The following is a 1,117-nucleotide window of genomic DNA, read 5'->3' on the forward strand; positions in this document are numbered from 1 at the left end:
CTTCGTGATGGCCGACGCGTCGGCGGTGCTCGACCGCCTCGGCCTGCGCGACGGCGTCGAGCTGTGCCGGCGGCTGCCGGAGCTGGCGGGCGTGGTGGCGATCCCGGCGTCGGCGTTCTGCCGCCCGGGCTCCCCGACGGCGCAGGCCCTGGCGAACCACGTGCGCTTCACCTTCGTGAAGCGGGAGGAGGTCCTGCGCGACGCTGCGACCCGCCTCGCGGGCCTTGGCGTCCCGCTCAGCTAGCGGCCCTCAGCCCGCCAGCAGCGAGACCGCGACGGCCAGCATGATCAGCGCGATCACGCCGTCGAGCACCCGCCACGCGTTCGGGCGCCGCAGTACGGGGGCGAGCAGCCGCGCGCCGTATCCGAGGGCGGCGAACCACGCGACGCTGGACACCATCGCGCCGGCGGTGAACCACCAGCGCGTGTCGCCGTAGGTGGCCGCGACCGAGCCCTGCAGCACCACCGTGTCGAGGTACACGTGCGGGTTGAGCCAGGTCAGGGCGAGCGCCGTCAGCACGACGGGCTTGAGGCGGCGTCCGGGGCTGTCGCCCAGGGCGCCGTCGTCGGCCGCGGCGAGCGTCGTGTCCCCCTTGATCGCGCGCCACGCGGCCATCGCCCCGTACCCGATGACGACGGCGGCGCCGAGCCAGCGCACGACGACGACGGCGTCGGGCCAGCGCTCCACGAGCGGTCCGAACCCGGCGGCGCCCGCCGCGTAGAGGGCGACGTCGGAGGCCGCGCAGATCGCCGCCACGACGCCCACGTGCTCGCGGCGCAGCCCCTGGCGCAGCACGAACGCGTTCTGGGCTCCGATGGCGACGATGAGCGAGAGGCCGAATCCGAGTCCGGCGAGCAGGGCGAGCATGCCGTCAACGCTAGGCAGCGCACCGCCTGAAGACCAGTTCATGTTTCTCACGCGGCATAAGCAGAACTGATGGTGCGCCACACTGGTGCCATGCGATGGGACTCCCGCCAGCTCGAGGCGCTGGCCGCCGTGGTCGCCGAGGGCTCGTTCGACGCCGCGGCCCGCGCCCTGCACGTGACCCCGTCCGCGGTGAGCCAGCGCATCCGCGGGCTGGAGAACGCCGCGGGCAGCGTGCTGGTCCGGCGCGCC

Annotated in this window: 2 protein-coding genes and 1 pseudogene; 2 read left to right on the forward strand and 1 reads right to left on the reverse strand. The window is 74.4% G+C overall.

What is annotated here, in order from left to right:
* Positions 1–244 (forward strand): annotated as a pseudogene (locus PROKR_RS17805) (aminotransferase); the annotation flags it as partial.
* A 6-nt stretch (positions 245–250) separates the two neighbouring features.
* On the opposite strand, the gene PROKR_RS17810 reads toward PROKR_RS17805, so the two are convergent.
* Positions 251–868 (reverse strand): LysE/ArgO family amino acid transporter, encoded by a 618-nt coding sequence (locus PROKR_RS17810; protein ID WP_036965270.1) that lies wholly within the window; start codon positions 866–868, stop codon positions 251–253.
* Between the two features lie 90 nt (positions 869–958).
* Between PROKR_RS17810 and PROKR_RS17815 the strand changes: the two genes are divergently transcribed.
* Positions 959–1,117: LysR family transcriptional regulator (locus PROKR_RS17815; RefSeq protein ID WP_036965273.1), on the forward strand; the 159-nt coding region annotated here is incomplete at its 3' end.

It is taken from the genome of Promicromonospora kroppenstedtii DSM 19349, from assembly GCF_000515355.1.
Classification (GTDB): Bacteria; Actinomycetota; Actinomycetes; order Actinomycetales; family Cellulomonadaceae; genus Promicromonospora; species Promicromonospora kroppenstedtii.